Here is a 26973-nt window from a genome sequence, read left to right as displayed (position 1 = left end):
GCACAAACAGCTTTTTCATTGGATAGCACCGCTAAATCAATCAATTAAGAACCCGGCTTTACTTCGTCAGCCCTGCGTGGACATCCATATCACCACAGGAACGAAGAAGGTTGATGATACACTTTCTTCGGAAACAGAGGGAGCAAAGTGAACAGCACGATTATGCGGAATAGTTAAATTTAAAGGGCAATGTCGTAAAAAAGCCTGCATTTTGCAGGCATTAATAATGATGGATTGTAATTTTTCTCATTCTGAGTGAAATAAATGCTGTGTTGTTAACCGGACTAGTGACAGAAAATATTATAAATATTGTTTGGCAGCATCAGATATTTCCTGAGAGGTAAGTTCCCTGTCTGAAGCAACATAGATAGAATTATGATCTCCCGTCAACGACGGAAAGCTTGCAGTCATGATCTGAAGATTAATTTCTTCACCATCCGGATATGTCTGGCGTACAGACGTTATGCCCTTAAGCACGATAATGACTTTGCTGGGGTTGGCATTAAAAAAAATGATCACCTTTTTCATATATCACTCTATATCTCTTTGTGATTGTGCAAGGTAAGAATGTTCCATAAGCGTGGCTCCTTTCTATTTTTTGCTCTCTTTGGGAAATAAAAGCAAGCAATATCCTGCCTTAACGTGTATGGTGGCAATCCTTTTCATTCAGGAGCAGCCTATGTCGGGACGTAAAAACTCGCAACTTCGTCGCAATTATTTAGTCAAATGTTCATGTCCAAACTGCGCTAAAGAGTCAGAGCACAGTTTCACTCGCATACAAAAGGGGGCCCAACTTGTCTGTCCCTACTGTAGCGCTTTGTTTAAATCCTCTCAGCGTCTCTGAAGAAATACTCATACAAGAAGTGGAAGAGACGATGTTTTTCGCGGTCGCCTGACCTCAATAACACTTTGCTGATTTACAAGCAGTTAGCATCGGATTGTAGACTGCTTGTGCAGTCCACGAGCCAGAAGCAACATCATCGTCAACGCGGCTGTGTGCTGATATTATTTATCGCAAAGCGTTACATTCGCAGCAGCAGGGCCTTTATCGCCGCTTACGATGATAAATTCGACTTTCTGACCTTCAAAAAGTGTTTTGAAGTTCTCTCCCTGAAGGGCAGAGAAATGCACGAAAACATCTTTGCTGCCATCTACAGGGGAGATAAAACCAAAGCCTTTATCTTCCTTAAACCACTTAACCAGACCTAAAATTTTTGATGACATAAAGACTCCATTTGAACATTTCCGAAGTGATATAAAAGCTAATAAACATATAATGCTAAGGTGTGGACTCAAAAGGAGGGGATATCAGCGATAGCGCCTGGTTATGAGAATTGTCATGCAACTTGTCCAACTATTATTGGATCGGACTAACGAGACCATTAATGCACGGGCAGGGTTAATTAGCAATTTTTATTTTAGCCTTCCGGATGGCTTGCTTAAAATTGCACAATAAAAATTAATTTGGTACAAGAAGCCAGAGTTGCCAGGCGTGACTACAGCCCAAATGTCCCCACAGGAGCATTTGGGCTGTAGTCACGGAGATTTATCCGGACAAAGGCGGTGCAGCAGAAATATTAATTATCTTGATCTAAATATTTCCGATTTTCGCTAATGTCTGGATTTACCTGTGCTGACAATCAGTGGGTTGGTGGCAAACCCATGCGGGCATTTCCGCGCGTTGCAATGCACCGCGTAAGTGCATATCTCCTCGTGCTGGTTTCGATTGTATGGGCAGGCCATCTTGTTTTTAATTTCACTCCACAACATTTCGTTGTAAGGTGATATGTTGTATATCGATATAGGCTTGAAAACACCATTTATGAAGACGCCATTTTTTGTCGGATATATCCTGTCACCGGGGTACAAATAGACATCGCTTTCATACCAAATGATGAGTTTCAAGAACTTGAGTCCCAAGATGCTTGAATAAACGATTCCCGTGTTAGGACAAATTACCGAGCTAATGACTCTCCATGACATTGCTATACCTCTTTCATTAAATAATTGAGAGAGTATAAGGTTTAGCATGAGAATTAGATTTCTGCAAACACGTAAGCTATTGAAAAAGATCGATATTATTTATATGTTCGCCATTATCCCCTTTGTTTTCATAAGGATAAGATAATGATTAAGTCAATTGTAAAGATCATTTTTAGCCTAATGTGCATTTAAGTGACGGATTTTTGATCGATGATGGTGCCTGCTCTGCTGAATATATATTGTACTATAGCAATCAAATACATTAGCGCTACTTTTGTTTACGCGAAAAATGCACATCGAATAGAACTGGAGAGAGGAATCAGACCAGAGGATATGTCATAACTGACGATGCATATAATCGATAACTTTCGACGAATACCGATAACAATTCCGATGCATCGTCAGTTATTTTTTGAATATTCCAGTTGGCTCCTTTTTCAGGTTTCCCAGGCGTGCGGTGCAAACAGATAGCCCTTGTTGCGTACGGTTTTGATGCGGTAAGGTTCCGTGGCGTTATCCAACAGTTTTTTACGCAGTCGTGAAATCGCCACATCAACGCTACGATCCATTCCGTCGTAACTTACGCCGCGCAGATTTTTCAGCAATGCATCCCGGTCCATAATTTGTCCGGCATGGGTTGCAAGCTCCCACAGCAGGTCAAAATCTGCGGTTGAGAGCGCAATCAGCTCCCCGGAAAGCATAACCTGTCGGTTGACCGGGTCGATAGAAAGTGTGCCGAAACGCATCGCTTTATGCGGCGTTAAGGAGGGCGCAGGCGCTTCACGCTCAGCGCTGGCACGCTGACGCAGATGGAGGCGTAAACGGGCTAGCAGAACCGCCGGCGGCGTGGTTTTCAGGATGTAGTCGTTTGCGCCCATCTCAAGCGACAGAATATGATTCATATCGCTGTCGAGAGAGGTCAGCAGCACGATCGGGCCGTCCCATTTCGCGCGCAGATCCCGGCAGAGTGTCATACCATCTTTCCCGGGCAGCATGATGTCCAGCAACACCAGATCCGGATTTTCGCGGTTGACGACGTCTTCAGCGCGATCGCCACGAGGCTCGACAACCACTTCCATATCATGTTTACCCAGATAAGCGGCGATTAATTGCCCCACCTCGGGTTCATCTTCAACATAAACAATCTTATTCATACAACGTCTGTCATCGCGAAAAACGTCAACATACACCGCGCAACCTTAACCTTCCATTAATCTTTCAAAATTAGCCGGAGTTCCGTTATCCTGCACGGGAATGTTATTTGATTGTTAAGGGAAAAGAATGGGGCTGGTGATAAAAGCCGCGCTGGGTGCGCTGGTCGTGCTGCTGATTGGGGTGCTGGCTAAAACGAAGAACTACTACATTGCCGGGCTGATCCCGCTGTTTCCCACCTTTGCGTTAATCGCGCACTATATTGTGGCCTCTGAGCGGGGTATTGAGGCGCTGCGCGCCACCATTGTGTTCGGGATGTGGTCGATCATCCCGTATTTTATTTACCTGCTGTCGCTGTGGTACTTCACCGGTTTTCTGCGTCTGCCCATGGCGCTGGGCGGGGCGGTGGTCTGCTGGAGCCTCAGCGCCTGGGTGCTCATCTTCTTCTGGAGCCGCTTTCACTAGCGCAGGGGGCGGCCACCGTCCACGGCAAACGTTCGGCCCGTGACGTAACAGCTGGTCAGCAGATAATCGATCAGGTCGATCACCTCTTTCTCGCCGGGCGCAATTTTCATTAACGACTTGTTGAGCGCCTGCTGACGATACTCGGCATCATCGCCTTCGTTAAATAAAATCATCGCCGGAGCAATCGCGTTGACCTTTACCTCGGGCGCCAGCTTGCGTGCGAAAGAGCGGGTCATATTATCCAGCGCGGCTTTGCTGGCCGCATAGGCGATGTGTTTGTCGCTTCCTCGCTCCACCACGTAATCGGTGAAATGGATAATGTCTCCTGCGGCATGGCCGTGTCCGCGCAGCAAATCCTGTAGGGCATGGTTGAGCAGATAAGGCGCATTAACGTGGATCTGCATCATGCAGGCGAGCGTTTCGCTGAGTGAATGTCCTGCTTTTTCGGGAAGCCAGGTACTGGCGTTGTGAATAACCGCCCGCAGTCCGTGGGTGGTCGACTTCACTTTGTCCGCGAAGGCGAGAATACCTTCATCTGTGGAGAAATCCGCCTGAATGCAGACTGCTCCGGCATTTCGTAGCCCTTCAATGGAAGGATATTCTGTGCGGTAACTGACGATAACCGGATGGCGAAGATTGAGAAAGTGATGGGCGAGGGCGAGGCCAATGCGACGGCCAGCGCCAGTGATCAATATTGGGCGTTGCTGCGTGTGTCCCATCGTAATCTCCTTTTCAGTTCAACAATGGGACAGGCGGCGCTATCCCATTAACATCCACGTTGCCGGTACGGCAGCGACTAACAGCAAACCTATCAATGCCATTTCGCGGCGCTTAAGGGCATTATCAAGCTGATGTGTACGGCGAGCGTAGATAAACACCAGCAGGCCCGGCGCGTAGAGCACCACGGACAGCAGCAGATGCATCGGTCCGGAAGCATACAACAACCATAGACCGTAAATACAGGCGCCGACGCCTACCGCATAGTGTGCCGGGCGGGTCGCAATTTTTAACAGATATGCGCCCACTAAGAAATAGGGTACCAGAATCATCTCGGAGGCGATGGTCAGCAGCGTGTTATAGTCCGATCCTGTGAGCCAGATCAGCACCAGACAGACCTGCACGCTGATGTTGGTGAGCCACAGAGAGGCCGATGGCGCACTGTTTTTGTTCTGACGGGCAAACAGGCGCGGGAACGCTTTGTGCGTGGCGGCCAGGAACGGGACTTCCGCTGCCATAATGGTCCAGCTCAGATAGGCGCCGCAAACGGAAACAATCAGACCCGCCGCGATAATCACGTCCCCCCAGGGGCCCAACATTTTCACCATCAGCCCGGCCATGGACGGGTTACGCATTTCCGCCAGTTCAGGGCGGGCCACCACGCCGAGCGACAGCAGCGTCACCAGCAGATAAACGCCCAGCGCCGCCAGTACGGCCAGCAGCGTGGCGCGTCCCACATCGCGCTTGTTACGCGCGCGGGCAGAGACCACGACGGCACCTTCAACGCCGATGAACACCCACAGGGTGATCAGCATGGTATTTTTCACCTGTTCCCAGACGGGAACGCCCAGCGCAATGCCGCTGAAATCGAGCGTAAAGACATCAAGACGGAAGGCGAGGAAGGCCAGCACGACGAACAGGCCAAGCGGCACCAGCTTGGCCAGCGTCGCCACCAGGTTAATGCTGGCCGCGGTCTGAACGCCACGCAAAATCAGCCAGTGAACTATCCACAGCAGCACCGAGGCGCCGACGATGGACTGCCAGGTATTGCCGTCGCCAAACAGGCGCAGTTCGGGCGTGTCGGTAAAGAAGCTGAGCGCCGAGAAGACGATAACCAGATAGGAGACGTTGGCGATCACCGCGCACAGCCAGTAACCCCAGGCGGAGCAGAAGCCGATCAGCTCGCCGAAACCTTCCCGGGCGTAAGTGAATATTCCGCCGTCCAGATCCGGTCGGATACGGGTCAGCAGCAGCATGGCGAACGCCAGCAGCAAAATCCCGACACCGGTAATGCCCCAGCCAATCAGTAATGCGGCCGGGCTGGCGACGGCCGCCATGTTCTGCGGCAAACTGAATACGCCCGCGCCCAGCATTGAGCTCAATACAAGTGCAGTTAAAGCACTCAGGCCAAGTTTCTTTTCCATTGGCTTCCTGTTATGAAAAGTCCAAATCCAGAATAATTATTTCGCTAAGGCGCATAAAAATGGTGGATCACGCTAAGGCGCGGGATTTTACGGAGTGTGAAGGATGCATGCAATGACGTGTGGCAGAAATCAGAAAAAAAGTAACAAAAAAGGCGGCACTGCGCCGCCTTTATGAAACCGTTTTGTTACTTGTACAGATCGGCGCTGATGGTCAGGTTGTTACCACGTTCCTGCCACTGGCGGGTGATGTGGTAATACTTCGCGCCTTTCTTCGCAGCACGCTTCGCCACCTGATAGGAGATTTCCGTCATATTGCCATAGTTGCCCGTAAACTTGATGCTGTCGAACGGAACCATCTGCGCGGCAGTGGCTTTGTTCAGCTCTTCAATTTTCGTGCCGTCTGGTAACGTAACGGTATAACGTCCGCCTTTGGTGGATTGGGTTTCAAAGAAACGACCCACTTCAGCGCTTGGTGCCGCCGAGGTTGCAACGCCCGGAATTTCCACTTTCTTCGCTTCTTCACCGCCTTTCGCTAACGCGGCACGTCCCGCATCTGAATCCGCTGGAATGGCATCCGGGCTTTGTACTACGCGTTTTTTCGCATCTTGCTTATAGATGAAGGCGGTGATGCGCTGGTTTCCGCCCTGGTTGGCATCAACCTGACGCACGATATAGAACGCGTAAGCGCCTTTTTCTCTCGCGGCTTTGGTGATGGCATCGTTAACTTCAGGCTGGCTGCGGTAGAAGCCCTGAACGGTCACGGTGTCATACGGTTCCAGCTGAACAGCCTGATCTTTCGGCAGTTCAACAATGCCGTTAATCACGCGGTTTTTCTGTTCGTCTGCTTTTGGGGCATTCTCTTTGTACAGCGCAATCGTCACGCGCTGGTTGCCGCTGTTGCCCTGATCGGACTGGTCAACAACGTAAAACGAGGCAGCGCCGTTTTTATCGGCGGCTTTTGATGCGGCGGCGACGGCATCGCCAATAGAGTTATAGCGACCCACAATGACCGTATGGTCAAAAGGTTTTAACGCTGCCGCTTGCTCCGGCGTCAACTCTGTCGCGGCATTCGCAGACAGGGCGGTCGCGGAAAGAAGTGCGGACGCCAGGAGTGTGTTCTTAAGCTTCATAAAAATAATCCTTCGCCTTGCGCAAACCATGTACTGGTGTTGTTGTTAATTTGAGACGGTCCCGATTATGGCATTTAACACCCGTCGCTGTCTGCGGCATTTTTCACAGCCTGTGCTCACCAAAGGACCTGATTCGATAACATTTTGTGATATGTGGAAAAAACAGGCGTTTCACAAGCAAAACTGATTAAGCATATGACTTTTACAAGTTAATTTAATGTTAATGAGTTGTTCTTTTATGGCGCTATATCATGTTTTTACCGCTTCGCTTGCGCGATTTATCGGTCCTGAAGGCGAATTTAAGGTAAATATCTCTGTCAGTGACCCCGATCGCTTATTTTTCACAGATAAAGTAAGAAATAGTGTTTTCTGGCGGTAGATCACGGGCGCTATTTTCAGTAGGTTATAGAAAGTTTGTTACTGTTTTATTTTCCGGGGTTAATCATTCTCCGTCGATATCTCGATGGTGAAAATTGATACAAACCGTGGGCAATTATCGACAAACCATCATCAAAAACCGATGGAAGGGAAAACTATGCGTATTGGGGTACCAAAAGAACGGTTAGCCAATGAAACCCGCGTAGCGGCGACACCAAAAACGGTGGAGCAACTGCTTAAACTGGGTTTTACCGTCGCGATTGAAAGCGGCGCGGGCAAACTGGCGAGTTTCGATGACGAGGCCTTTACTCAGGCTGGCGCGGACGTAGTGGACGGTGCTGAGGTCTGGCAATCACCCATCATTCTGAAGGTCAACGCACCGGAAGAGAGTGAAATTGAACTGCTGAACGCGGGCACGACGCTTGTGAGCTTTGTCTGGCCAGCCCAAAACCCGGAGCTGATGGAGAAGCTGGCAGCACGCGGTGTCACCGTGATGGCGATGGACTCCGTGCCGCGTATTTCGCGCGCGCAGTCTCTGGATGCGCTGAGCTCCATGGCGAACATTGCCGGCTATCGCGCCATTGTCGAGGCTGCGCATGAGTTTGGTCGCTTCTTTACCGGTCAGATTACGGCGGCAGGTAAAGTACCACCCGCGAAGGTGATGGTGATTGGTGCCGGTGTGGCAGGTCTTGCCGCTATCGGGGCCGCAAACAGCCTGGGCGCTATTGTTCGCGCGTTTGATACCCGGCCGGAAGTGAAGGAGCAGGTGCAGAGTATGGGCGCCGAATTCCTTGAGCTGGACTTCAAGGAAGAAGCGGGCAGCGGTGATGGTTACGCAAAGGTCATGTCTGAAGCCTTTATTAAGGCGGAAATGGCGCTCTTTGCGGCGCAGGCAAAAGAGGTGGACATCATTGTCACCACCGCGCTTATTCCGGGTAAACCGGCGCCGAAGCTGATCACCCGTGAGATGGTGGATTCCATGCAGCCGGGCAGCGTTATTGTCGATCTGGCGGCGCAAAACGGCGGTAACTGTGAGTATACCGTGCCAAACCAGGTCACGACGACCGCGAACGGCGTGAAGGTGATCGGTTATACCGACCTGCCAGGGCGTCTGCCAACCCAGTCCTCTCAGCTGTACGGCACGAACCTCGTTAACCTGCTGAAGCTGCTCTGCAAAGAGAAAGACGGCAACATTACCGTTGATTTTGATGATGTGGTGGTGCGTGGCGTTACCGTGGTGCGTGAAGGGGAAATCACCTGGCCTGCACCGCCGATTCAGGTTTCCGCTCAACCTCAGGCTGCGCCGAAAGCGGCGCCAGAGCCCGCGGAGCCAGCAAAACCTGCGTCGCCGTGGCGCAAATACGCCATCATGGCGCTGGTTATTATCCTGTTTGGCTGGCTGGCGGATGTCGCGCCAAAAGAGTTCCTTGGCCACTTCACCGTCTTCGCGCTCTCCTGCGTGGTGGGTTACTACGTCGTGTGGAACGTTTCTCATGCGCTGCATACCCCGCTGATGTCGGTCACCAATGCCATCTCCGGGATTATCGTGGTCGGGGCATTGCTGCAAATTGGTCATGGCGGCTGGATCAGCTTCCTGAGCTTCATTGCGGTGCTGATCGCCAGTATCAATATTTTCGGTGGTTTCACCGTGACTCAGCGCATGCTGAAAATGTTTCGTAAAGGCTAAGGGGTAGCATATGTCTGGAGGATTAGTTACAGCCGCATACATTGTTGCTGCAATCCTGTTTATTTTCAGTCTGGCGGGGCTTTCCAAACACGAAACGTCTCAGCAGGGAAATAACTTTGGTATCGCCGGGATGGCGATTGCGCTGATTGCCACCATCTTTGGGCCGGACACCGGCAACGTGGCGTGGATCCTGGTGGCGATGATCATCGGCGGCGCGATTGGTATTCGTCTGGCGAAACGCGTTGAAATGACCGAGATGCCGGAGCTGGTTGCCATTCTGCACAGCTTCGTGGGTCTGGCGGCGGTGCTGGTAGGCTTCAACAGCTACCTGTACCACGAACCGGGCCTGGAGCCGATTCTGGTGAACATCCACCTGACCGAAGTGTTCCTCGGCATCTTCATCGGTGCGGTGACCTTCACCGGGTCGATTGTGGCGTTCGGCAAGCTGCGCGGGAAGATTTCTTCCAAACCGCTGATGCTGCCTAACCGCCACAAGCTGAACCTGGCGGCGCTGGTCGTTTCCTTTGTGCTGCTGGTGGTCTTCGTACGTACCGAAAGCGTAGGCTTGCAGGTGCTGGCGTTACTGGTGATGACCATCATCGCGCTGGCCTTCGGCTGGCATCTGGTGGCGTCTATCGGCGGGGCAGATATGCCGGTGGTGGTTTCCATGCTGAACTCCTACTCCGGTTGGGCGGCTGCGGCGGCAGGCTTTATGCTGAGCAACGACTTGCTGATTGTCACCGGTGCGCTGGTCGGTTCTTCCGGTGCGATCCTGTCTTACATCATGTGTAAGGCGATGAACCGTTCGTTTATCAGCGTCATCGCGGGTGGCTTCGGTTCTGACGGTTCATCAACCGGTTCTGATGAGGAAGTGGGTGAACACCGTGAAATCAGCGCGGAAGACACCGCAGAGATGCTGAAAAACTCGCATTCCGTCATCATCACCCCAGGCTATGGCATGGCGGTGGCGCAGGCGCAGTACCCGGTGGCGGAAATCACCGAGAAACTCCGCGCGCGCGGCATCAAGGTTCGCTTTGGTATTCACCCGGTGGCGGGGCGTCTGCCAGGCCACATGAACGTGCTGCTGGCGGAAGCGAAGGTGCCTTACGACATTGTGCTGGAAATGGACGAGATCAACGATGATTTCGCCGATACCGACACCGTGCTGGTGATTGGCGCGAACGACACCGTTAACCCGGCGGCGCAGGACGACCCGCGTAGTCCGATTGCGGGTATGCCTGTTCTCGAAGTGTGGAAGGCGCAGAACGTCATTGTCTTCAAACGCTCTATGAACACCGGCTATGCTGGCGTGCAGAACCCGCTGTTCTTTAAAGATAACACCCACATGCTGTTTGGCGACGCCAAGGCCAGCGTGGATGCGATCCTGAAAGCGCTGTAATTGCGCTTCATCCTGACAAACCGCCCCCTGGGGCGGTTTTCTTATTTCTGCGGCCAGCTTTTCTCCTCTGTCTATACTTTACCCTTTGTGTAATACGAGGAGGTGTAATGCGATTTTTGTCCCGCTTCGACATCATCGAGCTGATGATGACGCCATCTTTCTGGATCGGCGTCGCCACGGTGGTTTTTGTGACTCTGCTGGTGTACTGGCTGCTGACGCGTCTGATCGCCTTCGTTAAGAAAGGGATCACTACCTGGGGCGACAAGCACCCCACCACCAACCGGATGCGTTTTATCCTGACGGATATGCTTAACCGCACCAGCCGCTTCCTGCTTTTTGTCGTGGCGCTGTTGTTCAGCCTGCGTTTCGTCGACTTACCGGATCATCTCTTTGGTACCGTGAGCCACGCCTGGTTCCTGGTCTTCGCTATCCAGGTGGCGCTGTGGATGGATCAGGGGGTGGTGTCGTGGCTTCGTCACGTCATGCTGGCGCCGGGAAGCCATAAAAACCCGGTGACGCTGGTGATCACGGGGCTTATCCTCCGTGCCATAGTCTGGTCAGTGATGCTGCTGTCTATTCTTGCTAACGCGGGCGTCAACATCACTGCTCTGGTTGCCAGCCTTGGGGTAGGGGGTATTGCTATCGCCCTCGCGGTGCAAACGATCCTGAGCGACGTGTTTGCATCGCTTTCCATCGGTTTTGATAAGCCGTTCGAAATTGGCGATTTTGTGGTGTTTAACGATGTCGCCGGGACGGTAGAGCACATTGGCCTGAAAACCACCCGTATCCGCAGCCTGAGCGGGGAGCAGATTGTCTGCGGGAACGCCATTCTGCTGCAACAGACGCTGCATAACTACAAACGGATGCAAACGCGCCGGATCGTCTTTACCTTCGGGGTTGCCAGCGACACGGCGCCGGACAAACTGCGTTCAGTGGGTGATATGGTCAAACAGATCATTACCGACGTCGGGGAAACGAAGTTTGACCGCGCCCATTTCCTGGGCTTCGATCGCGATCGCCTGACCTTCGAGGTGGTCCATATCGTTAATACGGCGGACTACAACAAGTACATGGATATTCAGCAGGAGATCAATATCCGTATTCTGGAGGGGCTGAACCAGCAGGAGATCAAGCTGGCGCTGCCGAGCATGGTTCTGCACGCGCCCTGGATGAATGCTGGCGACGAGGCACCGACGCAGCGGTTGAGCGAAGCGTAACAAAAAAAGCCCGCCGTTACCGGCGGGCTTTTATTTTGGGGGTCAATCGTCTTCCTCATCGTCCAGTTCAACCGGCGTTTGATACTGATCCGGTTTGATGACCAGAAGGTCGCAGCGCAGATGGTCGATCACCTGCTCGGCGGTATTTCCCAGGAACGCGGCAGAAATACCGGTCCGGCCAATGGTGCCCAGCACCACAATCCCGGCCTGCAAATGCTCCGCCAGATCCGGAATAACCTCTTCCGGTAACCCTTTTTCTACGTGCGTCATATTCTCATCGATACTGAATTTCTGGCGCAGCGCTTTCATGGCCAGCAGATGCTGACCGCGAATCGCGTCGTTATACACGCTCGGGTCAAATTCAGGCAACTCGATGGCGATATTGATTGGCGTAACCGGATAGGCACCCACCAGATGGACTTCGGTGTGGTTAACCTGGTCGGCAAGCTGGATGGTTTCCTTCACCAGCTTCTCGTTCAGCGAATTGTGATAATCCTCTTCGCTGGCCAGATTCACCGCCACGACGGCTTTCCCGCCCTCAGGCCATGGCTGATCTTTCACCATCCATACCGGGCAAGGGCATTTGCGTAGCAGGTGCCAGTCGGTTGGAGTGAAAATCACAGATTCCAGTTTGTCATGCTGGTGCGCCATTTTCAGCAGCAGGTCATGCCCACCGGCCACCACTTCCTGAATAATGGCTTCGAAAGGTCGGTTGTGCCAGACCACTTTGATATCAATCGGTACGCCCGCTTCCAGGTAATATTTCGCCTGCTCGCGGATCCACGCGGTACGCTGGCTGATCACTCCCTGACGCATAGCGGTGCGCTCGTCAGGCGACAGAAGGGTGGTCATCTCGTATGAGAAGTCATAAATCGGCAAAAAGGCTTTAATTTTGCCACCAATCCGTTGATGTAAATACACAGCACGTCGTAATGCCGGCTGATCGTCCTGATTAGGATCGATAGCCACCAGCATGTTTTGATACTTTGCCATACAGGTCTCCTTACTACTGTCACCACAGTCTGTAAGTAAAAGAGTAACCTATATATCTTAAATGAAACAGGGGGGAAGTTTTTGCCAGATCAATAATCATGAAAATTTATCGACCTGGCATAAGATATCCGGGAGAGTTATGCCACGTTACGTGAGTGACCCGCCAGAATGGCCAGCGCTTCACCGTTTTCGATGGTGATGTACTTACCTTTAACCGCCAGCATTCCGCTCTTCTGGAAGCGACCCAGCAGACGGCTGATGGTTTCCACGGTCAGGCCCAGATAGTTGCCAATATCGCCGCGCGTCATGGTCAGACGGAATTCACGCGGGGAGAAGCCACGCTCCGCGAAACGGCGGGAGAGGTTATAGATAAAGGCGGCCAGACGCTCTTCGGCATTCTTTTTGGAAAGCAGCAGGATCATATCCTGATCGCCTTTGATCTCACCGCTCATCAGACGCATCATCTGCTGACGCAGGTTCGGCATCTTACCGGACAGATCGTCCAGCGTCTCAAACGGGATTTCGCAGACCATAGAGGTTTCCAGCGCCTGAGCAAAGCTCGGGTGATGGCCACTGCCGATGGCGTCAAAGCCGACTAAATCGCCTGCCAGATGGAAGCCGGTGATCTGCTCGTCGCCCTGTTCGGTAATGGTGTAGCTTTTGATAGTGCCAGAACGGATAGCATAGAGCGATTTCAGTTCGTCTCCCGCCTTAAACAGCGTCTGCCCTTTCTGAATAGGCTTTTTGCGCTCGATGATATTGTCAAGCTGATCGAGTTCGTGCTCATTCAGAGTAAACGGGATACAGAGCTGGCTGATGCTGCAATCCTGGCAATGGATAGCACAACCGCCAGACTGAATGCGTCGTATAATTCGCTTTTCCGGGATCATAGGTTTGCTCAAGCCTTAATTGATATTGGTCAATTTTAACATCTTTTTGGTAAGGACGTAAGTCTGGCAAACCCCCAATAAAGACAAGAGACGGCAGCGTGTTGCCATCTCCTTGAAATTCCACAGAATGATTAAGGATTATCAGCCTAACAGGAAGAAAATTAAGCACAAAAAGCCTGGGAATTACAGCAGAAAATACCCTTCGTGACGCAGCAGCCACTCTTTGCGCTGTACGCCCCCGGCATAGCCGGTGAGGGTGCCGTTGCGCCCGATAACGCGATGGCAAGGCACCACAATGCTGACGGGGTTAGAGCCATTTGCCGCACCGACCGCGCGCGCCGCGCCGGCACGGCCAAGCTGTTCTGCCAGCTGACCGTAGTGCATCACCTGCCCGCAGGGAATATTACGCAGCGCCTGCCACACCTCGCGCTGGAAAGGGGTGCCCGCCGTGGCGGTTGGCAGGGTATTAATAATGCTGAGATCGCCCTCGAAGTAGGCCGTCAGTTTATCGCTCAGCCCGCCAGGATTACGGGCAGTAATACGCTCGTAACCCTCGGCGCGATAATGGATGTTGAGCAGCTCAACCATCCGGTCGCTGTGCTCTTCCCATTCAACCGCGCGCAGATTGAACGCTTCATCCGCGATAACCCACAGCGGCCCCAGCGGCGTCGCAATCTTATCTTCGAGTAATCTCAGCATCAGTACTCCTTAGTTCAGCCTCGGGTAAACACCCGGTCCAATCGGCAGGCCGACAAGATACCACGCCACCAGCATCACCAGCCATACCCCTAAGAAGATAAGCGGATAGGGCAGAACCAGCGAATAGTAGGTACCCAGCTTAGCCTCCGGTCTGTAGCGTTGCAGGAAGCCTAAAAACAGCGGAACGAAGGGTGACACGGGCGCCAGCGGGATCACCGAGGAATCGGCGACACGGAACAGGATCTGGGCGAACGCAGGATGGAAGCCGAGCATCATAAACATGGGGACAAAGATGGGCGCCAGAATCGACCAGATGGCCGACCCGCTGGCAATAAACATGCACAGCAGGGACGACAGCAGCGCCAGGCCGACAAACGCCGGAACACCGCTCAACCCCGCCGCCTCCAGCGCGTCCGTCAGGCTCACGGCCATAAACTTGCCCATGTTGCTCCAGTTAAACATGGCGACAAACTGCGCCAGCGGGAACACCATCACGATAAAACCCGCCATCTCCTTCATCGGCTCGATCATCAGGTGCGGCAGATCTCCCTGACGGCGGATTTTGCCGGTGGCAATGCCGTACGCGAGCGAAACGACGAAGAAGAAGAGAATTATCAGCGGCACAATGCCCTGAATAAACGGCGAGGGCAGTACGGTGTGTTTGATCGGATCGCGCAGCACGCCATTCTCCGGCACCACCATCAGCGCCACCACCGCAATGAACGCCAGCGAGACGATCCCGGCTACGCGCAGGCCGAACTGCTGCTCTTTGCTCAGCGTCTCCAGCTTTTCATCGCTCCGGCCTTCCCATTTACCCAGGCGCGGCTCAATGATCTTATCGGTAATCAGCCCCCCGACAATCGTCAGGACAATCACCGAACTGGCCATAAAGTACCAGTTGTCGATCACGCTGACGTGCATAGTCGCATCGATGGTGCTGGCTGCCTCCGTACTGATGCCGGAGAGCAGCACATCGGTGGTCACGATAAGCAGGTTAGCGGTAAACCCACAGCCGACGCCCGCAATCGCCGACAGCAGACCCGCAACAGGATGACGGCCAACGGCGAGGAAAATCAGCGCCCCCATCGGCGGCATGATCACCAGCGCCGCGTCGGACGAGATATGGCTGAAGAAGGCAATAAATAGCACCATATAGCTGGCATAACGCGCGCTGACGTGCGAGGCCATTTTCACCATCAGCGCGGGCAGCAGACCCACGCGTTCGGCCAGTCCCGCGCCCAACACCAGCGCCAGGATGGCGCCCAGCGGCGCAAAACCGCTGAAGTTTTTAATCACGTTCGGCAAAAACCAGTGCAACCCTTCAACGCTGAGCAGGTTTTTCACTGCTACCATACTGCCGTCGGCCGGGCTGCGCACGCTCACCTCAAAGGCGGACAGCACGGCCGTCGCGACCATCAGGATGACAATTAAATAGATAAAAAGCAGGAAAGGGTGCGGCACTTTATTGCCGATCCTTTCAACCCAGCCATAGAGCTTACCGGATGGGGAATGCGAAGGTATGGAAGACATACTCATGGGCGTTCCTCGGGACTGTTGTTGTGTTGTTGTGTTGTGTTTTTTTATTTTAAAGGTGACGGTGTCACGCCCTGCGGGGTCGGACACTCGTACGGTTTTTCTGTTATGTGTTGTTCGAACTCTTCCCGGCATTTTCGCAACAGGTCGGCATCCTGAAGCAGATGCAGCGCGGTCGCGCCCATCACTTTTCCGGCCAGCAACATGCCCTTATGGGCAATTGAGGTACGCCCCTGCGCCACTAATTGCCAGGTATGCAGTGGGGTGCCGACGGTAAAACAGGGGCTAAAGCACTGTGCAACAGGCATCTTCCAGCTGACATCCCCCACATCGGTGGAGCCTGCCAGCACGTTATCGGTGATGGCGTAAGGGGCAACTTCATCCACCAGCAGCGTCTCCTGATGGCGTCGGGCAAACGCTTTTCCCTCTTCGCCCCCCGTTGCGGCAATGTTTTTCAGGCTGTTTTGCAGGTCGTTTGCCGTGAGCGTGGCGCGGATTTCACGGGCAAATTCGCGTTCCTCTTCCGTCCAGGCCGGCGTGCCATAATGCTGCAATGCGCGGTACATCGCCGCTTCGAGCGTACGGTTCGGCAGATAGCTGGAGCAGGCTTTATCAAAGCGGCACTCGACGGTGGTTTCGGTCATCATCGCCGCACCCTGGGCGATTTTCTCGATGCGCGCGTAGATCTGCTGCGCTTCGGCCATCTCCGGGGCGCGGATCAGGTACAGCACCTCGGCCTGGGCCTGTACCACGTTGGGCGAAATCCCGCCGGTATCGGTGATGGCGTAATGAACGCGCGCTTTTTCAATGATGTGTTCGTTGAGGAAGTTTGTACCGGTGGTCATCAGCGTCACGGCATCCAGCGCGCTGCGCCCCAGATGTGGGGAGTTTGCGGCATGAGCGGCGATCCCCTTAAACCGCCAGGCGGCCTGAATATTGGCCAGCGTGCTGACGTTAAACATCCCGGCAAAGGCCTCCGGGTGCCATGTCACGGCAGCGTCCACGTCGTCAAACAGCCCTTCACGTACCATAAAGGTTTTACCGGAGCCGCCTTCCTCGCCGGGGCAGCCGTAAAATCGTACCGTTCCGCTGCCGCCGTGTTGTTCCAGCCAGCTTTTCACCGCCACCGCCCCGGCGAAGGCAGCAGTGCCTAACAGGTTATGCCCGCAGCCGTGGCCGTTCGCCCCCGGGGTGGCGGATTGCGCCGTCGCGCAGTGCGCCTGCTGGCTTAGCCCGGCCAGGGCATCGTATTCGCCCAGAAGGGCGATAACGGGCTTGCCGCTGCCGTAGCTGGCAATAAAGGCATTGGGAATGCCTCCGGCTTCCCGCGTCAGGGCAAAGCCCTCGGCTTCCAGCGCACTGGCGAGCCGTTCGGCGGACCAGAACTCTTCGAAGCGCGTTTCGGGATGATCCCAGATGTCGTCGGCAATATCGGTAAACGTCTGACATCGCGTGTCGATGGCATCGGCGATAAAAGCGTAGTTCTCCTGCATTACACACCTCGCGTCCACGGGAAATTAAGCGCAGTTCGCGCCAGCGTTTCGATGGCAACGTTCATCACCTGCTCATCAAAATCGAATTTTTCGTTATGATGTCCGGCGCTCAGTTCCGTGCCGAAGACCATATACGAGGCCATGCCGCCGTTCTGCTGTACGCGGGCCATCATCAGCGTGGCGTCTTCGGAGCCCGCAGGCGCTTTGACTTTATCAATGGCCTGAGTCACGCCGGGCACCTGGCTTGCCTGCTCGCGCAGATAATCGACCCAGGCCGGGGAAGGGGCGCTGGAGGTCGCTGCCCCCATCAGGTTTACCCCGGCTGTTACGCCGTAGAGCGCCGCCGCGCCGGTAATTACCGCCTGCGCGCGTTCAAAGACATACTGATTAATGGCCTCGCTTTCGCCGCGGGTTTCAACCTTCAGCAACGCATCAGCCGGAACCACGTTGCGTCCGCTGCCCGCCTGCATGACCCCGACGTTAACCCGGGACGCGCCTTCGCTGTGTGGCGCGATGCCATGCAGTGCGATGGCGGCCTGGGCAGCCGCGAGCAGGGCGTTACGGCCCTCTTCTGGTTTACCGCCAGCGTGTGCGGCGACCCCGGTAAAGCGCACGTCAAATTTGGTGGTCGCCATGAAGTTATCGCTGCCGCAGATCACCGTCCCTTCCGGAACGCCGGTCCCAATATGAATGGCGGTAAAGTAGTCCACGCCGTCCAGCGCGCCTGCGGCGACCATAGCCCGCGCGCCGCGGGTGCCTTCTTCGGCAGGCTGGAAAATTAGCTTGATGGTGCCGTTGAGCTGCGCTTCATGCTGCTTAAGCACCTGCGCGAGCCCCAGACCAATGGTGGTATGGCCGTCGTGCGCGCAAGCATGCATCATTCCCGCATTGCAGGAGGCAAAACCGTCGCGGAAGGGGCGATGACTTTCGTCAAGCGCTTCGCTTAAATCAAGTGCATCCATGTCTACCCGAAACGCCAGCGTCGGGCCGGGGCGGCCGGTATTCAGGGTCGCGACAATGCCGGTGAACCCGCCCTCAAACGGCGCCAGCCATTTCTCCGGCGCACCCTGCGCCCGGGCGCGGGCAAACTCTCGTGAAAGGGTGGCGTCATCGGGCAGTCCCATACGGCTTTCGGCATCGACCACGTCGCGCCCCATCGCCAGTTCGTAGCCCAGCGAGTCGAGGATCTCCGCGACTTTCGCGGCTGTTCGAAACTCCACCCAACCGGATTCCGCGAAATGGTGGAAATCGCGACGCCATGCGCTCAGTTGTGGAGCTAATGTCTGAATGTACTGCGCCAGTGCGTTCATATCTTTTCCTGTCATCATTAAAATATGTGAACTGCTTCACGCTGTGATAGTTTTTACTTATCACTAATCGTTTTTTCACAGTTTTAACCGTTCAGGAATTACCCTCGCACATCCGTTTCCATTAAAGTAGATGACAGTTTCTTTACTCTGATAAACAACGGTTATCGGTCTCGTTATGTCATTTCAGATTAAATTTCATCAAATCAGGGCGTTTGTCGAAGTGGCGCGACAGGGCAGTATTCGCGGCGCCAGCCGGACGCTTAATCTTTCGCAGCCCGCGCTGACCAAATCCATTAAAGAACTGGAGGAGGGTATGGCGGCCCAGCTGTTTGTGCGCCGGAGTAAAGGCGTCGCGCTGACCGAGTGCGGAGAAGGGTTTTATCACCGCGCTAATTTGATTCTGGAAGAGCTACGCGCGGCGCAGGATGACATCCGCCAGCGGCAGGGCGAACTTGCCGGGCAGATCAATATTGGGATGGGAGCCAGCATTTCACGCAGCCTGATGCCGGCCGTCATTACGCGTTTTCATGCGCAGCATCCTCAGGTCAACGTCCGGATTATGGAAGGCCAGCTGGTGTCGATGATTAATGAATTACGTCAGGGTGAGCTGGACTTTACCATCAATACCTATTATCAGGGGCCGTACGATCATGAATTTACCTTTGAAAAGCTGTTCGAAAAGCCTTTTGCCGTATTTTGTCGGGCAGGTCATCCGGCGACAGGGGTGACCTCAATTAATGAGCTTCTGCAATATAACTGGACGATGCCTACGCCCCGGGGAAGTTATTATAAGCAGTTGCAGGATACTTTTAGCCATCGATCTCAAATACCGCGAATTGGCGTTGTCTGTGAGACCTTTTCCTCCTGTATTAGCCTCGTCGCACAAAGCGATTTCATCAGCATTTTACCGCAGGAGCTGGGCTGCGATCCGCTTCTGGCGCACCGTCTGATAATGCTGCCGGTTGTCGAAACCCTGCCTAAAGCAGCATATTATTTAATTCAGCGTCGTGATTCTCGCCAGACACCGCTTGCCGAATCATTAATCACGCAGTTTCGAAGGGAAGCCAGGAAATTAATTTAATAAAAATAACAACAATAAAAAAATAGAGTCTGCCCGACATCAGACAGACTCCACAGTACACACAGTCGTGCGTCCTTTCGCGGATCCTACATGCATTATCCATTGGGCAGGTTTATTAAGTTATAACAGCTTTTTCTTAAAAGAGAAGGACGTTGAGTGATTGATTTCACGATTTTTTAACGTAAATTATTTAATTAATTACGGCTGAAATTTAAGTTAAGGTTAGATTAAATTTATTGCGTCTGCGATTATCTGTTCCTTAAGCCATTATTTGAACCTGGGCCTGGATGATTGAGACCCGCAACGGGCGCAGGTATAGTACATCACTCAGATGTAGCCGGAGGATTTCCATGAACCCTGACGACAAATCACTTTTTCTTGACGCCATGGAGGATGTCCAGCCGCTCAAACGCTGCGCGGATATTCACTGGCAGCAGAGCCGCAATACGCGGGCGCGTCAGGAAATAGATACTGAGCAGCTCGATAACTTTCTGACGCTGGGGTTTCTGGAACTATTGCCCCTTGCCGAGCCGCTCATGTACCAGCGCGAAGGGGTACAGCAGGGGGTATTTGATAAGCTGCGTTCCGGCAAATATTCCCGTCAGGCCAGCTTAACGCTGTTACGCCAGCCTGCGGAGCAATGCCGCCAGCTGGTCTATTCCTTTATTCGCCAGGCCGGACGTGACGGGCTACGCAACCTGATCATCGTGCATGGTAAAGGGCGTGAACAGCAGTCGCATCCTAACGTGGTGCGCAGCTATCTTGCGCGCTGGCTGACCGAGTTCGACGAAGTACAGGCCTTTTGCGAAGCGCAGCCGCATCACGGCGGCAGCGGAGCATGCTATGTCTCGTTGCGTAAGTCAGAGGATGCGAAGCGAGATAACTGGGAGCGCCACGCCAAGCGCAGCCGCTAATCAGGAAGGCGGGCGAGATGCCCGCCTGTCACTCAGAAGGTTTCCCAGTTCGCGTCAGCTGTATTCGCGCCTGCCGCTGACGGGCGCAGCAGTACGGGCGTTTTCACGTTTTTAGGGCGAGCCGCCAGCGATGCCTGAGCGTTCAGCCGGAATGCCGCCACGGCCTGACGCAGCTGTTCAGACTGATCTTCCAGCGCTGCCGCCGCCGTTGCCGACTCCTGTACCAGCGCGGCGTTTTGCTGCGTGACGCTGTCCATCTGCGAGACCGCCAGGCTGACCTGCTCTATACCGCGGCTCTGCTCGTCAGACGCCGAGGAAATCTCAGCCATAATATCGGTCACGCGCGTCACGGCCGCGACGATCTCTTTCATGGTCGCACCCGCCTCGCTTACCTGTTCCGAGCCGGTATTCACCCGGCTGACAGAGTTCTCGATAAGCCCTTTGATCTCTTTTGCCGCCTGCGCGCTGCGGCTGGCTAGCGTCCGCACTTCACCTGCCACGACCGCAAAGCCGCGACCTTGTTCCCCGGCACGGGCGGCTTCAACCGCCGCGTTGAGCGCCAGAATGTTGGTCTGGAAGGCAATGCTATCGATAACGCCGGTGATATGCGCAATTTGCTGAGAACTGTCGGCAATGTCATTCATGGTACGCACCACGTTATCCACCACCTGACCGCCGCGTGCGGCGGTTTCAGACGCATTCTTTGCCAGCAGCGTCGCCTGACGGGCGTTATCCGAGTTCTGTTTCACCGTGGCAGTCAGCTCTTCCATGCTGGCGGCGGTCTCTTCCAGCGAGGCTGCCTGCTGCTCGGTTCGCGCGGAAAGGTCGTTACTCCCGGCGGCAATTTCTCCTGCGCCCGTGTAGATCGAATCGGTGCTGCCGCGTACGGCGCTGACGGTACTCACCAGCGACTGCTGCATCTCGTGCAGACCGGCAGCCAGCTGGCCCATCTCGTTGCGCCCGGTAATCGCGACATTTTGCGTCAGATCGCCGCTCGCGATGGTGCGAATATGGTTCATGATGGCGTTGAGCGGTTTCAGGAGCAGGTGCTGTAAACCCTGCCAGATCACCACCAGCACGGCGATCACAGTCAGGCAGATCGCCGCCAGCGTCCACTGCATCTGGGTAAAGCTGCTCTGATTCTCTTCGGCGGCGGCTTTCAGCAGCACGTTGTTTTCAGCGCGCCAGCGGGTATAGACCGCCTCCATCTCATCCTGCGCCTGCTGGGCGTCCAGGTCGCCATAGGCCTGATAGTTATCGGCGCGCAGATACTCAATGGACAAGCGCATCACCTCGTGCATTTGCTTCCAGGCTTTCTGCATCTCTTCGGTGAGCGCGGCATTCTGGCCCTTCACCTGCGAAATCGCCTGCCAGTTTTTGTAATAGTCTTCGGCTTTGGTCAGCGAACCGTTCGCGGTGCCCAACAGCGTGTTGATTGCTGCGAGAGAGGCCGGATCGCGCTGGTTTTTCAGGTAGCGGATCGCCACGCGGGTGACGGTAACGCGCGTTTTCACCAGCGTGTTCACGCTGTCGCTCAGGCTCTCCTGTTGGGCATTGAGTAACCCGGAGTTCTGAAAGTTGTGACGATCGTTGTTAACGGCAGAGTAGAACAACCCTCCCGTGACAACTTGCAGCAGACAGAATATGGTGAGGGCAAAGATAATACCGGTAATCACGTGCAGATTTTTCAGCATGGCGGTCATCCGTAAGAGAAGAGGCAGGGTTACATCAATACTATCGTCGTAGCGAATTTAAACTTTAATTTTACTATTGCTTAACTAATGGTTTCGTTGCGGAACCTATTGTAAATCCGGATCATTTTTTATGAGGAAGGTCAGCATGAGCAGCATAGATAAAAGCGGAACGTTCACGCTCGGAACGCGTACGGTTAAACGATTTGGCTATGGCGCGATGCAGCTTGCCGGGCCTGGCGTTTTTGGTCCGCCAAAAGACAAAAATGCGGCGCTGGCGGTGCTGCGTGAAGCGGTGGCGTCGGGTGTGAATCACATTGATACCAGCGATTTTTACGGACCTCATGTGACCAACCAGCTTATCTGCGAGGCGCTTCATCCGTACCGGGACGACCTTACGATTGTGACCAAGATCGGAGCCCGACGCGGCGAGGATGCCTCCTGGCTGCCGGCGTTTTCCGCGCAGGAGCTGACGCAGGCGGTGCATGACAACCTGCGTAACCTGAAGCGGGATGTGCTGGACGTGGTTAACCTGCGGATCATGTTTAGCACCCACGGACCGGCGGAAGGTTCGATTGCCGCGCCGCTGAGCACCCTTGCGGAGCTGCAACAGCAGGGGCTGGTTCGCCATATTGGGCTGAGCAACGTCACCGCTTCGCAGGTCGCTGAAGCGCAGAAGATGGTTTCCGTGGTGTGCGTACAGAATATGTACAACGTTGTGAATCGCGGTGACGATGCGCTGGTCGATTCGCTGGCGCAGCAGGGGATTGCCTGGGTGCCGTTCTTCCCGCTGGGAGGTTTCACGCCACTGCAATCTTCCGGACTACAGGCGGTGGCGGATTCACTGGGCGCGACGCCGATGCAGGTGGCGCTGGCATGGCTGCTGCAACGCTCGCCAAATATCCTCTTGATCCCGGGAACCTCGTCGGTGGCGCATCTGCGTGAAAACCTGGCGGCAGCCGATCTGGTATTGCCGCCTGAGGCGCTGGAGACGTTAAATTCGCTGGTGGGGTAATCCCGATGGCAGCAAAAGCCCGGAGGATTTTTCGGGCTTTTGCTGTTTATGATCCAATCTGACTTCTTTGGCGGTGAAGCGCTAATGCTTCCGCCACGATTTCCTGCTTACTTTTCCGTGTTTCATACGCAGTAATGCGGATGTACTCCATCAGCGCAGGATCGATGCGCGCGCTTAACATCCTGAGTTCGGCCTCCTTTGCGACACCGCGAGCAACACGCTTATCGGGATAATCACGGGCGGGCATAGAAAACGTCCTCCAAAAATTGTCTTGTTAATTTGTGCTGTAAAATATGCGCCAGTCTAAATGGAAAGTCAATGGATAGTGATTGTGCAGTGAAGCTAAGTTGTGTTTTTTGTATTTAGAAGTCATTAGTAAGTGATTTAATAGTGATGTTTTATGACGCGTTAAGCTTGCCCATACGTAAAAATTTACAAAGCAAATAATCTTCATTGCTATAGGGGGTTATAAGCGAAGCGGTTAAGGCGTAGCCAGCCGCTTACGCTGACATGGCTTGATCGATACCTCAGTTAAAACTACTGTATATAAAAACAGTATGGAGGTATTTATCATGATCTTTTTCAGACCCGCAGAGTTGCGTGAAATCGTTGCTATTCCACTTTTCAGCGACTTAGTACAGTGCGGCTTCCCCAGCCCGGCAGCGGATTATGTAGAGCGGCGTATCGATTTAAACGAGTTATTAGTCGCCCATCCCAGCTCCACTTACTTTGTCAAAGCCGCCGGTGACTCGATGATAGAAGGGGGGATCAATAACGGTGATTTGCTGGTGGTGGACAGTTCCCGCAAGCCTGAGCATGGCGATATCGTGATTGCGGCGGTAGAGGGCGAATTTACCGTGAAGCGCCTCCAGTTGCGTCCCAATATTCAACTCAACCCCATGAACAGCGCCTATTCACCGATTATTGTCGGCAGCGACGATACGCTCGATATCTTTGGTGTAGTGACGTATATCGTGAAATCCGCGAGCTGATCGTGTTTGTGAAGCTTAATTAATAGGCAATAAGTTAATTCTCATCATGCAAAAATCTTACGTTATCGGGGCTGTCTTGTCGGCAAACCTGATATTCATCGCATAAGCCGGAACTGACTGGTCAAATATTCTGGTATTGGCGAATTACAGAGTGATATCCCATTTTTTTATTTTGTTATGTTCCTGCACTTTAGTGAGTTTTCTTTTCTTCCGACAGAATACATTTTGTCTACATTATAATTTTAATTTATGATTCGCACACGAACAATTGATGTTATGCAGGGTTTTAGCATCGTGGCAGTCAATAAAACCCTGCTGTTATAAAGTAATCAGGAGATTCATTTTTATGTCAGACAATAATCCCCGCCCATCCGGCTGGTTAGGCCCGTGGTGCCTGCTGGTGGGTGTGATACTTCTTGTAACGGGGCTCTTTTTTGCCATCGGCGGTTTTAAACTGGTTTCCCTGGGGGGGAGTTGGTATTTTCTCATCGCCGGGGTTATCACTCTGCTCTCTGCGATTCAGTTCTTCCGCCGCAAGTCCTCTGCCGTGGGGCTGTTTGCCCTGGTGTTTCTTGGCACCCTGATTTGGGCATTTTTCGATGCCGGGCTCGACTTCTGGCCGCTGGTTTCCCGTTTAATGGTACCCGCCGGGCTGATGGTGCTGGCAGCCGCCACCTGGCCTGCATTGCGTAAACGTGAAGGAAAACCGTCCTGCGCAAAAGGGGCCCTGGGGGTCTGCGCGGTCCTTATTATCGCCATGGGCGTCACCTTTGTTCAGATGTTTCAACCCCATCCGACCGTGCCGTTTAGCGGTGAAAAACGCCCGCTGGTGCCGGTAAAAGATGATGCGAAACAGCAGAACTGGGATCACTACGGTAATACGGCTGGCGGTAGTCGCTTTGTGGCGCTGGACCAGATAACCCGTGACAACGTGAAAAACCTGAAACCGGTCTGGACCTACCATACCGGTGACGTACCGGAAAGTCCGGACGGCAATGGCGCAGAAGATCAGCAAACGCCGCTACAGGTTGGTGATCGTGTCTTCCTCTGTACGCCGCATAACAACGTGATCGCCGTGGATGCCGATAGCGGGAAAGAGATCTGGAAAGCGGAAATCAACGCCAAGTCTGCAATCTGGATGCGCTGCCGTGGTCTGGCGTACTTTGATGCCACCAAACCGCTGGCGCAGCCAACGGTAGCCGGCTCCACGCCGGTTCTGCCAGCGCAGGTGGCACCGGGCGCTGCATGCCAGCGCCGTATCCTGATGAACACCATCGACGGTAAGCTGATCGCGTTAGACGCCGATAACGGCAAGTTCTGCCCGGACTTCGGTACTAACGGCAGCGTTAACCTGCATGAAGGGATGGGCGACGCGTCAGATCCCACCTACGTGCTGACGTCGGCCCCGACGCTGGCGGGTACGACGGTTGTCGTTGGCGGCCGCGTTGCGGATAACGTCAGCACCGATATGCCGGGAGGCGTTATACGTGGTTATGACGTGATCACCGGCCAGCTGCGCTGGGCGTTCGACCCGCGTAATCCGGATCCGAACTATGTTCTGAAGCCGGGTGAACACTACAAACGTAGCTCTGCAAACTCCTGGGCCCCTATGTCCTGGGATGCGTCGATGAATACCGTGTTTATCCCGATGGGAAGTTCCTCTGTCGACCTGTGGGGCGCTGACCGTATTCCGGAAGATCATAAATACGCCACCTCAATCCTCGCGCTGGATGCGACTACCGGGAAAGAGAAGTGGGTATACCAGACCGTGCATAACGACCTCTGGGATTTCGATATCCCGATGCAGCCGAGCCTGGTTGATTTCCCGACGAAAGAGGGCAACAAGCCCGCGGTGGTGGTGGGCACCAAAGCGGGGCAAATTTACGTTCTTGATCGCCTGACGGGTAAACCGCTCACTGAAGTGAAAGAGGTTCCGGTAAAACCAGCGGATATTCCACGTGAACAGTACCCGGCAACGCAGCCGCGCTCTGTGGGAATGCCGCAGATTGGCGCGGAAACCCTGAAAGAATCGGATATGTGGGGGGCGACACCGTTTGACCAGCTGGCCTGCCGTATCAGCTTCAAATCAATGCGTTATGACGGTCTGTACACGATGCCGGGAACCGATATTTCCCTGAGCTTCCCGGGCTCGCTGGGGGGAATGAACTGGGGCAGCTTGTCCACCGATCCGAACAACCAGTACATCTTCGTCAACGACATGCGTCTGGGTCTGTGGGTCCAGCTGATTAAACAAGATCCGCAGAGCGCGGTGGCAAACACAGGCGGTGAAGCCGTGAACGCCGGGATGGGCGCTGTTCCGATGAAAGGGACGCCGTATTCGGTCAACAAAAACCGTTTCATGTCACCGCTGGGCATTCCGTGCCAGAAACCACCGTTTGGCTCCCTCTCCGCAATTGACCTGAAAACGCAGAAAATCGTCTGGCAGGTGCCGGTCGGTACCGTTCAGGATACCGGTCCGTTTGGGATAAAAATGCGCATGCCAATGCCTGTCGGTATGCCGACGCTGGGCGGTACGCTGGCCACGCAGGGCGGTCTGGTCTTCATTGCGGGAACCCAGGATTACTACCTGCGCGCCTTTGATTCCTCCACGGGGGAAGAAGTGTGGAAAGCGCGTCTCCCGGTGGGTAGCCAGGGCGGACCTGTCAGCTATGTATCACCGAAAACCGGCAAACAGTACATTCTGATCTCTGCCGGCGGTGCACGCCAGTCGCCGGATCGTGGTGACTACGTGATTGCCTACGCGCTGGATAAATAACAGCGAAATAAGCAGCCCGGCCCCGTCGTAGTAC

The 26973-nt window shown here is 54.0% G+C and carries 25 protein-coding genes; 10 read left to right on the top strand and 15 right to left on the bottom strand.

Going from position 1 to position 26973, the window contains the following annotated elements:
- Window positions 1-300 precede the first annotated feature (300 nt).
- A complete protein-coding gene (locus IM290_RS19885) occupies window positions 301-528 on the bottom strand; it encodes a hypothetical protein (RefSeq protein ID WP_017384578.1) in 228 nt (75 codons plus the stop codon).
- Between the two features lie 118 nt (window positions 529-646).
- Here IM290_RS19885 and IM290_RS21685 point away from each other — a divergent pair, with 118 nt between their 5' ends.
- Complete coding sequence (locus IM290_RS21685; protein WP_306414190.1) at window positions 647-844, top strand: YnfU family zinc-binding protein; 198 nt, start codon at window positions 647-649, stop codon at window positions 842-844.
- 161 nt (window positions 845-1005) lie between these two features.
- Here IM290_RS21685 and IM290_RS19880 read toward each other — a convergent pair whose 3' ends face one another.
- From IM290_RS19880 to rstA, 3 genes are all read right to left on the bottom strand, one after another.
- Window positions 1006-1224 carry a cold shock domain-containing protein gene (locus IM290_RS19880; RefSeq protein ID WP_017384577.1) on the bottom strand — a complete coding sequence of 73 codons (219 nt, stop codon included), beginning with the start codon at window positions 1222-1224 and terminating at the stop codon, window positions 1006-1008.
- A gap of 387 nt (window positions 1225-1611) precedes the next feature.
- Window positions 1612-1983 carry an anti-adapter protein IraM gene (gene iraM, locus IM290_RS19875; protein ID WP_023296508.1) on the bottom strand — a complete coding sequence of 124 codons (372 nt, stop codon included), beginning with the start codon at window positions 1981-1983 and terminating at the stop codon, window positions 1612-1614.
- A gap of 437 nt (window positions 1984-2420) precedes the next feature.
- Entirely contained in the window at window positions 2421-3137 is a 717-nt protein-coding gene (gene rstA / locus IM290_RS19870) for a two-component system response regulator RstA (RefSeq protein ID WP_015570649.1), read from the bottom strand.
- 127 nt (window positions 3138-3264) lie between these two features.
- Between rstA and IM290_RS19865 the strand changes: the two genes are divergently transcribed.
- Window positions 3265-3600 carry a GlpM family protein gene (locus IM290_RS19865; RefSeq protein ID WP_015570648.1) on the top strand — a complete coding sequence of 112 codons (336 nt, stop codon included), beginning with the start codon at window positions 3265-3267 and terminating at the stop codon, window positions 3598-3600.
- On the opposite strand, the gene folM is transcribed toward IM290_RS19865, so the two are convergent.
- The 3 genes from folM to ydgH form a co-directional block, all read right to left on the bottom strand.
- Complete coding sequence (folM, locus tag IM290_RS19860; RefSeq protein WP_003857550.1) at window positions 3597-4319, bottom strand: dihydromonapterin reductase; 723 nt, start codon at window positions 4317-4319, stop codon at window positions 3597-3599. The genes IM290_RS19865 and folM overlap by 4 nt on opposite strands.
- Window positions 4320-4358: 39 nt before the next feature.
- The gene (locus IM290_RS19855) at window positions 4359-5741 is read right to left on the bottom strand and encodes an amino acid permease (protein WP_003857548.1); all 1383 of its coding nucleotides are present in this window, start codon (window positions 5739-5741) and stop codon (window positions 4359-4361) included.
- A 185-nt stretch (window positions 5742-5926) separates the two neighbouring features.
- On the bottom strand, window positions 5927-6871 hold the full coding sequence (ydgH, locus tag IM290_RS19850; protein ID WP_000769339.1) for a DUF1471 family protein YdgH: 945 nt from the start codon (window positions 6869-6871) through the stop codon (window positions 5927-5929).
- Window positions 6872-7406: 535 nt separating this feature from the next.
- On the opposite strand from ydgH, the gene pntA reads away from it, so the two are divergent.
- From pntA to IM290_RS19835, 3 genes are all read left to right on the top strand, one after another.
- On the top strand, window positions 7407-8936 hold the full coding sequence (gene pntA / locus IM290_RS19845) for a Re/Si-specific NAD(P)(+) transhydrogenase subunit alpha (RefSeq protein WP_017384575.1): 1530 nt from the start codon (window positions 7407-7409) through the stop codon (window positions 8934-8936).
- Between the two features lie 10 nt (window positions 8937-8946).
- Window positions 8947-10335, top strand: a complete 1389-nt coding sequence (gene pntB, locus IM290_RS19840) for a Re/Si-specific NAD(P)(+) transhydrogenase subunit beta (RefSeq protein WP_003857541.1) — start codon at window positions 8947-8949, stop codon at window positions 10333-10335.
- Window positions 10336-10442: 107 nt separating this feature from the next.
- Complete coding sequence (locus tag IM290_RS19835; RefSeq protein WP_017694101.1) at window positions 10443-11552, top strand: mechanosensitive ion channel family protein; 1110 nt, start codon at window positions 10443-10445, stop codon at window positions 11550-11552.
- Between the two features lie 42 nt (window positions 11553-11594).
- On the opposite strand, the gene uspE is transcribed toward IM290_RS19835, so the two are convergent.
- From uspE to IM290_RS19805, 6 genes are all read right to left on the bottom strand, one after another.
- Window positions 11595-12545 (bottom strand): universal stress protein UspE, encoded by a 951-nt coding sequence (uspE, locus tag IM290_RS19830; RefSeq protein WP_006808916.1) that lies wholly within the window; start codon window positions 12543-12545, stop codon window positions 11595-11597.
- Between the two features lie 137 nt (window positions 12546-12682).
- A complete protein-coding gene (fnr, locus tag IM290_RS19825; protein ID WP_000611906.1) occupies window positions 12683-13435 on the bottom strand; it encodes a fumarate/nitrate reduction transcriptional regulator Fnr in 753 nt (250 codons plus the stop codon).
- Window positions 13436-13618: 183 nt separating this feature from the next.
- A complete protein-coding gene (gene ogt / locus IM290_RS19820) occupies window positions 13619-14134 on the bottom strand; it encodes a methylated-DNA--[protein]-cysteine S-methyltransferase (RefSeq protein ID WP_015570643.1) in 516 nt (171 codons plus the stop codon).
- Window positions 14135-14143: 9 nt separating this feature from the next.
- Entirely contained in the window at window positions 14144-15670 is a 1527-nt protein-coding gene (gene abgT, locus IM290_RS19815) for a p-aminobenzoyl-glutamate transporter (protein WP_022651040.1), read from the bottom strand.
- A 44-nt stretch (window positions 15671-15714) separates the two neighbouring features.
- Window positions 15715-17160 (bottom strand): M20 family metallopeptidase, encoded by a 1446-nt coding sequence (locus tag IM290_RS19810; protein WP_193041896.1) that lies wholly within the window; start codon window positions 17158-17160, stop codon window positions 15715-15717.
- Window positions 17160-18470: a M20 family metallo-hydrolase gene (locus tag IM290_RS19805; RefSeq protein WP_193041897.1), complete on the bottom strand. Its 1311-nt coding sequence runs from the start codon at window positions 18468-18470 to the stop codon at window positions 17160-17162. The genes IM290_RS19810 and IM290_RS19805 overlap by 1 nt, the downstream gene beginning before the upstream one ends.
- Before the next feature lie 175 nt (window positions 18471-18645).
- Here IM290_RS19805 and IM290_RS19800 point away from each other — a divergent pair, with 175 nt between their 5' ends.
- Both IM290_RS19800 and smrA read left to right on the top strand, forming a co-directional pair.
- Window positions 18646-19551: a LysR family transcriptional regulator gene (locus tag IM290_RS19800; RefSeq protein ID WP_193041898.1), complete on the top strand. Its 906-nt coding sequence runs from the start codon at window positions 18646-18648 to the stop codon at window positions 19549-19551.
- Between the two features lie 350 nt (window positions 19552-19901).
- Entirely contained in the window at window positions 19902-20465 is a 564-nt protein-coding gene (gene smrA / locus IM290_RS19795) for a DNA endonuclease SmrA (protein ID WP_015570640.1), read from the top strand.
- A gap of 32 nt (window positions 20466-20497) precedes the next feature.
- On the opposite strand, the gene IM290_RS19790 is transcribed toward smrA, so the two are convergent.
- Complete coding sequence (locus tag IM290_RS19790) at window positions 20498-22159, bottom strand: methyl-accepting chemotaxis protein (protein ID WP_193041899.1); 1662 nt, start codon at window positions 22157-22159, stop codon at window positions 20498-20500.
- 145 nt (window positions 22160-22304) lie between these two features.
- On the opposite strand from IM290_RS19790, the gene IM290_RS19785 reads away from it, so the two are divergent.
- Complete coding sequence (locus IM290_RS19785) at window positions 22305-23171, top strand: aldo/keto reductase family oxidoreductase (RefSeq protein WP_023296516.1); 867 nt, start codon at window positions 22305-22307, stop codon at window positions 23169-23171.
- Between the two features lie 46 nt (window positions 23172-23217).
- Here IM290_RS19785 and IM290_RS19780 read toward each other — a convergent pair whose 3' ends face one another.
- The gene (locus IM290_RS19780; protein ID WP_003857516.1) at window positions 23218-23418 is read right to left on the bottom strand and encodes a hypothetical protein; all 201 of its coding nucleotides are present in this window, start codon (window positions 23416-23418) and stop codon (window positions 23218-23220) included.
- 325 nt (window positions 23419-23743) lie between these two features.
- Between IM290_RS19780 and IM290_RS19775 the strand changes: the two genes are divergently transcribed.
- Together IM290_RS19775 and IM290_RS19770 are read left to right on the top strand one after the other, a co-directional pair.
- Complete coding sequence (locus tag IM290_RS19775) at window positions 23744-24163, top strand: translesion error-prone DNA polymerase V autoproteolytic subunit (protein ID WP_003857514.1); 420 nt, start codon at window positions 23744-23746, stop codon at window positions 24161-24163.
- A 346-nt stretch (window positions 24164-24509) separates the two neighbouring features.
- The gene (locus tag IM290_RS19770) at window positions 24510-26939 is read left to right on the top strand and encodes a glucose/quinate/shikimate family membrane-bound PQQ-dependent dehydrogenase (protein ID WP_193041900.1); all 2430 of its coding nucleotides are present in this window, start codon (window positions 24510-24512) and stop codon (window positions 26937-26939) included.
- The last annotated feature ends 34 nt before the right edge of the window (window positions 26940-26973 follow it).

Source organism: Enterobacter cloacae complex sp. S1 (assembly GCF_014930525.1).
Taxonomy (GTDB): domain Bacteria; phylum Pseudomonadota; class Gammaproteobacteria; order Enterobacterales; family Enterobacteriaceae; genus Enterobacter; species Enterobacter hormaechei_C.
The sequence above is the reverse complement of the archived record's forward strand: the minus strand, read 5'-3'. Positions and strand labels throughout refer to the sequence as shown.